The following is a 7216-nucleotide window of genomic DNA, read 5'->3' on the forward strand; positions in this document are numbered from 1 at the left end:
GTCCTCGACCTCGCGGTCCCAGCGCTGCGCCAGGAACGCCGTGTGCACGGGGTGGGCGTCGTACGCGTCGTACGCGGCCTGGTCGGCGAACTCCATCGAGAAGCCGAACGAGAAGTCGTTCCTGCTGCTCGTCTGGCGCRGCTGCTCGAARCGCTGCACCCCCGGGATCGCGGCCAGGGCCGCACCCGCGTCGAGGAACTCCTGCTCGGCCGGCGAGCCGGAGGGGTGGACGAGGCGGAAGGACAGGGTGTGGCGGATCACCCGTCGACCCTAGCCGCCCCTCGGAGCCACGCCCACGCCCGCGCCCGGTCGCCCTCGCGGGTGTGCGTGGTGGGTAGCAGGTGGGTCGGCCGCTCGACCCGGTCGTGCCAGAACCGGCCGGTGGGAGGCGCCGGCTCGACGCCGACCAGCCAGACACTGGTGTCGGCGCCCTGGGCGTCGTCGCGCAGCACCGGTCGGGTGATCGAGCGGAAGCGCGGCAGCGACTCCCGGACGCCGGGGGTGTCGGCCCAGCCCGGGTGCATCACCGCGGCGGTGATCCCGTCCAACGACCACCGGTCGGCGAGCAGGGGCAGCATCTCGACCTGCATCCTCTTGGAGCGGGCGTAGGCCGTCGTCGGCGAGTACTCGCCGACGCGGAACTCCGGGTCGTCGGCACGCAGCGCCTGGCCGTACATCCCGCCGCTGCTCACCAGCACCACCCGACCGCCCGCCAGCTGCGGTCGCAGCGCCTCGGTCATCACGACGGGACCGACCACGTGCACGGCCATGCTGAGCTCGTGACCCTGCGCCGACTCCGTCCTCTCCGGCGGCATGACCCCGGCGTTGTGCACGATCGCGTGGATCGCGGGCAGCTCGGTGGCCACCTCGGCGGCGAAGCGGCGTACGTCGTCGACATCGCCCACGTCGCAGCGCCACAGCCGCAGCGTCGCGTCGGGACGGCGCGTGGCGATCTCGTCGAGCACCCGCCCGCCCTTCGCCTCGTCGCGGACCACCAGGTGCACCCGCGCACCCAGCGCGGCCAGTCCCTCGGCGGTGGCGATGCCCAACCCCGAGCTGGCGCCGGTCACCAGGACGTCGCGCCCGGCGAGCGCGTCGGGGGTCGGGTCGGCCGGCCAGCCCGGCAGCGCCTGCCGGACCCGCAGCCCGATCGTCGTGTAGCCCAGCACCAGGGTCCGGTCGAGGACGGCGTCGAGCGCCCGCACGGGCAGGGGCCGGCTCACGCGAGGCCGTCCAGGGTGGTGCGGAGCTGGTCGACGGTCTTCCTCGCGAGCACCGGGAGGTACGCCGCGACGACCGGCACCGCGAGCCGCGCGGCGCCCCTGAACGCGAACTCGGCGGTGTAGGTGACCTCGGAACCGGTCCCGCTGGCCCTGATGCCGAGCACGTCGTGGCCGTCGAACTGCTCGTTGGTCCCGGTGAGGTGCAGGCGCGTGGGGCGCTCGGCCTCCACGGTCGTGTAGGTGATCTCACTCGTGCGGCCGAGGAAGGAGGAGACGTTGCGGTAGACCGTGCCGACACCGCCGTCGCCGGAGATGCGCTCGCAGGACACCGTGCCCGGGTCCCACTCCTCCGCGTGGGTGAAGTCGCGGAGGTAGTCGTAGACGACCTCCGGAGGCGCGGTCGTGGCGAACGTGCGGGTCACGGTGGGCTTCATCGGGCATCACTCCTGGGGTCGTTCGCCACGCTACGGGCCGGCCCCCAAAGCCGTACCGTCGTGACATGTCCTCCACGACATCAGCCTCCACGACATCAGCCTCCGCGACCTCCGGGTACGACGAGGGGTTCCTCGCCACCCCCGTGGCCGTGCCCACGCTGACCCCCGACCTGGCCGGCGACGCGGTCGAGCTCGACGGTGACCCCGTCGTGCCGTACACGCACTTCTCCCTGACCCTGAGCGCCTCGCGCCGGCTCGCGCGCTGGGTCGCGTGGAACGTCGACGGCACCGCGATGCGCCGCCTCCCGCGCAGCGACGACTTCCGGCTCGACCCGCGCCTGCCGGCCGACGTGCAGGTGGGCGAGGAGCTGTACGTCGACAACCGCCTCGACCGCGGGCACCTCGCCCGTCGCGCCGACCTCACCTGGGGAGACGCGGCCGAGGCGCAGCAGGCCAACACCGACTCGTTCTTCTTCACCAACATCACCCCCCAGATGGACGCGTTCAACCAGGCGTCGCGCTGGGGGTTGTGGGGACGACTCGAGGACGCGCTGTACGAGGCCGTCACCATCGACCTGCTGCGCATCAGCGTCCTCGGCGGTCCGGTGCTCCGTGACGACGACCTCGCCTACCGAGGGGTGCTCGTCCCGCGGGAGTTCTGGAAGGTCATCGCCTGGGAGGAGGACGGCGTGCTCACCGCGCGGGCCTTCCTGCTCACCCAGGACCTCGACCCGCTGGCGGCCATCGACCTCGGCGAGTTCGAGACCTACCAGGTGCCGGTGACGACGCTGACCGAGCGCACCGGCGTGGTCTTCGACCCGGTCCTGCTCGCGTCCGAGCCCGTCGGCGCCGAGCCGGTGGCCGCCCGGCTCGTCACGACCGAGGACGACATCGTCTGGTGAGCACCTCACGCGGGCGGTTCCACCCCTGCAGGCCTGTCGTCGACGTCGCCGCCGTGGTCGACTGGGAGCGACCCGGACCCATTCCACCCCGGACCCATCCCACCCCGCACCCCCGGAGGACGCAWGAGCCTGCTCGAGACACTCGCCCGTCGCATCGAGGACGCGGACGGGCTGGACGCGGCCGCGGACCTCGCCCGGTCCACCGCCCACGACAGGCTGGTGCGACCGGCCGCCGTCGACGCCCTGCTGGGCGGTGCCTGGTTGGGGCACCGCGTCCACCCGGTCGCCGCGCAGGTGCCGCTGGGGGCGTGGGGGATGGCGGTCCTGCTCGACCTCGTCGGGGGTGAGGAGCACGCCGCGGCCGTCGACACGCTGCTGGCCGTCGGCTGCCTCGCTGCGCTGCCGACCGCCGTGACCGGCGCCCACGACCTCGGTACGACGACGGGGTCGGCCACCCGCGTCGCGCTCGTGCACGCCGGCACGATGGATGCGTCGCTCGGGCTCTTCGCCGTGGCCTGGATCAAGCACCGGCGGGGTGACCGACGCGCCGCCCGTCGGCTGGCCCTGTCGGGGATCGCTGTCGCCGGTGCGGGCGCCTGGCTGGGTGGGCACCTCGTCTTCCGCCTCGGGGTCGGCGTCGAGGACTGAGCCCCGACGCCGACCCGGCGTCGTACGGAGTCGTCGTACGGGATCAGACCACGCGCGTGCGGGGCGAGTTCTCGACCGTCTTGCCGGCGTCGCGCTCCACGACGTCGCCGAGGGCCTCGTCGATCGCCTTCATCGCGGCGGCGTCGAGCTTCACGCCGGCGGCCTTGACGTTCTCGCCGACCTGCTCGGGACGCGAGGCGCCGACCAGCGCTGAGGCGACGTTGTCGTTCTGGAGCACCCAGGCGACGGCGAGCTGGGCCATGGTCAGGCCGGCCTCGTCGGCGACGGGCTTGAGCGCCTGCACGTGGGTGAGGACGTCGTCGTTCATGAAGCGCTTGATCATGTCGGCACCGCCCTTCTCGTCGGTGGCGCGCGAACCCTCGGGCAGCGGCTGGCCGGGCACGTACTTGCCGGTGAGCACACCCTGGGCGATCGGGCTCCACACGATCTGCGAGACGCCGAGCTCCTCGCACGCGGGGACGACCTCGTCCTCGATGACGCGCCAGAGCATGGAGTACTGCGGCTGGCTCGAGATGAGCTGGAAGCCGAGCTCGCGGCTCATCTCCACGCCCGCGCGGATCTGGTCGGCGGTCCACTCGCTGACGCCGATGTAGAGCGCCTTGCCCTGCCGCACGATGTCGGCGAAGGCCTGCATCGTCTCCTCGAGCGGCGTCTCGGTGTCGAAGCGGTGGGCCTGGTAGAGGTCGACGTAGTCGGTCTGGAGCCGCTGCAGGGAGCCGTTGATCGACTCCATGACGTGCTTGCGGGAGAGGCCGGTGTCGTTCTTGCCCTTGGGCCCGGTCGGCCAGTAGACCTTGGTGAAGATCTCCAGCGACTCGCGCCGCTCGCCCTTGAGGGCCTCGCCGAGCACGGTCTCGGCGGCGGTGTTGGCGTAGACGTCCGCGGTGTCGAAGGTCGAGATGCCGGCGTCGAGCGCGGCCTGCACGCACTGGGTCGCGATGTCGTTCTCCACCTGCGACCCGTGGGTGAGCCAGTTGCCGTAGGTGATCTCCGAGATCTTGAGCCCGCTGTGTCCGAGGTATCGATATTCCATGCCCGCCAAACTACGGGTCGTGACGAACGCGCGCACGAGTGGGACGTGCGCCCGGGTCCCGTTCGTCGCCAGCTCCGCTGCTATCTGCGGCGGTGGAACCGGAGGTCTCCGTCGGGGAGTCGGTCGTGGAGGTAGCGGTCGTCGTGGGCTCGATGGTGGTGGTGGGAGCAGAGGAGGACGCCGTCGTCGAGGTCGGTCTTGCCGCCTTGACTCCATGGGGTCAGGTGGTGTGCTTCGCACCAGGCTGCGGGGATGTCGCAGCCTTCGGCGCGGCAGCCACCGTCCCGGATCCCCATCGCCCTGCGCTGGGCGGCCTGATACAAGCGTTGGGACCGGCCGAGGTCGAGGACCTCGGACGTCCCGCCGAGGACGGCGGGGATGATCTTTGCGGTGCAGGCGAGACGTCGGGCTTCGGAGGCGCTGATCCGGTGGCCGGTGTCGGTGGTGGCGACTCCGAGTCCGGTCTTCAGGGCTTCGAGGTCCATCGTGATGACCACGCTGGTGGCGGTGCCGCCGTGGACCGGGAGCCGGGTGGGGTCGAGGTGCTCGAGGAGCGCGCAGAAGGCGTGGCCCAGGCGGGTTGAGTACGGCAGGGACGAGGGCGCATCGGTTCCGCCGGAGCCACCGGCGTCGTCGTTGTTCTTGCGGGGGTTGGTCCAGGCGTGCAGGTACGTCAGCAACCGGCCGGCGGTGGCGTCGGGGACCCGGATCCGGATGCTGGTGGTCCCGTCSCCGTGCGACCTGGTCGTCAGCGACGTGGTCTTGCGGGCGTGGCGTTCCTCGTCCTCGAGWCGCTTGCGYTCCTGGTCCTCACCGACCTCGGGGGCGACCACGTCSAGGATCCGRCTCCCCAGGACCCGYAGCTCRTGGGGGGTGAAGGTCGCGGCGTGCTCGACSAGCACCCGCTCCGCCCTGCCCACGATGTCGGTCGGGGTGTCGTCGGGSAGGTCGTCCAACGCGCGGGCGATCACGTCGGCCTGCGCGGTCGACACCTCCCCACTCGCATGCCCCTCGGCCAACAGAGTCCAYGACCGCTCCAGCGAACGGGCCAACGTCAKGTCCCGSCGCGCCGGGCCSCGATCGCAGTGCACGGTSCGSSCGAACCACGCCGCCACATCCCGGTCGCCGGCCTCCTCGGCGACGTCGTCGGCGACSGCCAGCAACCGCARCCGGGTCGACGTCACTCGCGACTCCAGGCGCGCCAGCKCGACCAGCGCGGTCGCCTTCTCGGCGGGTGCGAGGTAGAGGAGCTCGACGCCGGCGACCTTGTCCAGGGCTGCTGAGATCGCGTCGACGGCGTCCTGGACCAGGTGTCCACTCGTCATCCCAGCCCCCCCCGCTGATCGGCCGCCACGCAGTCCCACGGGCGGGATCGGCGACGTACCGCCACCGTAGTCGAACAGATGTTCGAGCGTCATCACCACATTGTGGGTGTGGATGAGACGCGTCGAGACACCCTCGAAGCTCGACGTCGGCGATGACAGCGAAGTGGTCGGAGGACGCACTACAGTTCCGTGGCACCCCAGCCGAGGAGAGCCGATGCGCCGAGTCACGACCGCCCGGCTCGGCGCGATCATCGTCGTCCCGCTCCTGACGGCCTGCGGAGCCGCCGGCGGCGACAACGCGACCAGCACCGCCCCGACCAACCCGACCACGACCGCGACGTCGCCGGAACCCACCACCGACGCCCCGGCCGACGTCGAGCCGGACGACGCCGAGCCCGCCGACGAGCCCGCCGACGAGCCCGCCGACGCCGAGCCCGCCGACGAGCCTGCCGACGACGAGCCACCCTTCCCGGAGTCCACGGCCCGCCAGATGGCGGACAACTCGGGCGAGTGGGACCTCGTGCTCACGGACGTGCGCGTCGGTGGACACGAGGGCTTCGACCGGATCGTGCTGGAGTTCGCGGGCACGGGCACCCCGGGCTGGACCGTCAACTACGTCGACGAAGCGGTGCTCGACGGGAGCGGCGACGTCGTCCCGCTGGGCGGCGACGCGGTCCTGGACATCTACGCCTCCGGCACCACGTGGCCGGCGCCCGGTTACTACAGCGGCCCCACGCAGTTCGAGCCCGGGAACGGCGGCGACGTCGAGGACGTGCACGTCGGCGGCACGTTCGAGGGCTACACGCAGGTCCTCGCCGGGATCGACGGCGACCGGGTCCCGTTCCGGGTGTTCGCGCTCGCCGACCCTTCGCGCCTCGTGGTCGACGTCGTGGACGAGAGCGCCGACTGACCCAGAGCCCTTCCTAGGATCGCTGCATGTCCGACGTCGTCCGTCCCGCCGTCCCGACCGACGCCGCCGCGCTGCACCGCGTCGCGGCGCGCACCTTCCCCCTCGCCTGCACGCCGCACACGCCGGTCGAGGAGGTCGACGCCTACATCGCCGACCAGCTCGCCGAGATGGTCTTCGCCCGCCACCTCGTGGACCCGGCGCGCATCCTCCACGTGGCTGTCGACGGTGACACCGCCGAGCTGATCGGCTACTCGATGCTCGTCACGGGCGCGCCCGAGGACACCGATGTCGCACACGTGCTGCGCCACCGGCCGACGATCGAGCTCTCCAAGATGTACGTCGACCCGGCGCACCACGGGGACGGCAGTGCCACGCGCCTCATCGAGGCGACCCTGGCCGCGGCCGCGGCCACCGGAGCCGCCGGCGTCTGGCTCAGCGTCAGCGAGGAGAACGCCCGGGCGAACGCCTTCTACGCCAGGTACGGCTTCGAGCGGGTGGGCCGCAGGCGCTTCGCCATCGGCGACCGCTGGGAGGACGACTTCGTGCGCGAGCGGGCGCTCTCGGGTCCCCGGTGAGGAGCGCGACTCAGGGCTCGAGGACCAGCTTCCCGCCCGGGTGCTGACCCATCAGCAGCTCGGTCGCCTCGACCGCGTCGGCGAGCGCGAAGATCCGGGCGACCGGGACGACGAGCCGTCCCTCACCGGCCAGCCGCACGAGGTC

At 72.1% G+C, this 7216-nt stretch carries 10 protein-coding genes; 4 read left to right on the forward strand and 6 right to left on the reverse strand.

Annotated elements, in window-relative coordinates:
• From ACXJKL_RS10340 to ACXJKL_RS10350, 3 genes are all read right to left on the reverse strand, one after another.
• Window positions 1–261 (reverse strand): Dabb family protein (locus tag ACXJKL_RS10340; RefSeq protein WP_457206974.1); only part of this gene is annotated, 261 nt, incomplete at its 3' end.
• Window positions 258–1223: an SDR family NAD(P)-dependent oxidoreductase gene (locus tag ACXJKL_RS10345; RefSeq protein WP_457206975.1), complete on the reverse strand. Its 966-nt coding sequence runs from the start codon at window positions 1221–1223 to the stop codon at window positions 258–260. The genes ACXJKL_RS10345 and ACXJKL_RS10340, both read right to left, overlap by 4 nt.
• On the reverse strand, window positions 1220–1657 hold the full coding sequence (locus tag ACXJKL_RS10350; protein WP_457206976.1) for an SRPBCC family protein: 438 nt from the start codon (window positions 1655–1657) through the stop codon (window positions 1220–1222). Before ACXJKL_RS10350 ends, ACXJKL_RS10345 begins: the two co-directional genes overlap by 4 nt.
• A 65-nt stretch (window positions 1658–1722) precedes the next feature.
• Between ACXJKL_RS10350 and ACXJKL_RS10355 the strand changes: the two genes are divergently transcribed.
• Together ACXJKL_RS10355 and ACXJKL_RS10360 are read left to right on the forward strand one after the other, a co-directional pair.
• Window positions 1723–2559: a DNA/RNA non-specific endonuclease gene (locus ACXJKL_RS10355; protein WP_457206977.1), complete on the forward strand. Its 837-nt coding sequence runs from the start codon at window positions 1723–1725 to the stop codon at window positions 2557–2559.
• Between the two features lie 219 nt (window positions 2560–2778).
• On the forward strand, window positions 2779–3207 hold the full coding sequence (locus tag ACXJKL_RS10360) for a DUF2231 domain-containing protein (RefSeq protein ID WP_457206978.1): 429 nt from the start codon (window positions 2779–2781) through the stop codon (window positions 3205–3207).
• Window positions 3208–3250: 43 nt separating this feature from the next.
• Here ACXJKL_RS10360 and ACXJKL_RS10365 read toward each other — a convergent pair whose 3' ends face one another.
• Window positions 3251–4261: an aldo/keto reductase family protein gene (locus ACXJKL_RS10365; RefSeq protein ID WP_457206979.1), complete on the reverse strand. Its 1011-nt coding sequence runs from the start codon at window positions 4259–4261 to the stop codon at window positions 3251–3253.
• 80 nt (window positions 4262–4341) lie between these two features.
• Window positions 4342–5586 carry a DUF222 domain-containing protein gene (locus tag ACXJKL_RS10370; RefSeq protein WP_457206980.1) on the reverse strand — a complete coding sequence of 415 codons (1245 nt, stop codon included), beginning with the start codon at window positions 5584–5586 and terminating at the stop codon, window positions 4342–4344.
• A 214-nt stretch (window positions 5587–5800) separates the two neighbouring features.
• Here ACXJKL_RS10370 and ACXJKL_RS10375 point away from each other — a divergent pair, with 214 nt between their 5' ends.
• Both ACXJKL_RS10375 and ACXJKL_RS10380 read left to right on the forward strand, forming a co-directional pair.
• Entirely contained in the window at window positions 5801–6496 is a 696-nt protein-coding gene (locus ACXJKL_RS10375) for an AMIN-like domain-containing (lipo)protein (protein ID WP_457206981.1), read from the forward strand.
• Window positions 6497–6522: 26 nt separating this feature from the next.
• Complete coding sequence (locus ACXJKL_RS10380; protein WP_457206982.1) at window positions 6523–7071, forward strand: GNAT family N-acetyltransferase; 549 nt, start codon at window positions 6523–6525, stop codon at window positions 7069–7071.
• A 10-nt stretch (window positions 7072–7081) separates the two neighbouring features.
• Here ACXJKL_RS10380 and ACXJKL_RS10385 read toward each other — a convergent pair whose 3' ends face one another.
• A complete protein-coding gene (locus ACXJKL_RS10385; RefSeq protein ID WP_457206983.1) occupies window positions 7082–7210 on the reverse strand; it encodes a zinc-binding dehydrogenase in 129 nt (42 codons plus the stop codon).
• Window positions 7211–7216: the final 6 nt, after the last annotated feature.

The sequence above is a fragment of the Nocardioides sp. P5_C9_2 genome (assembly GCF_054049555.1).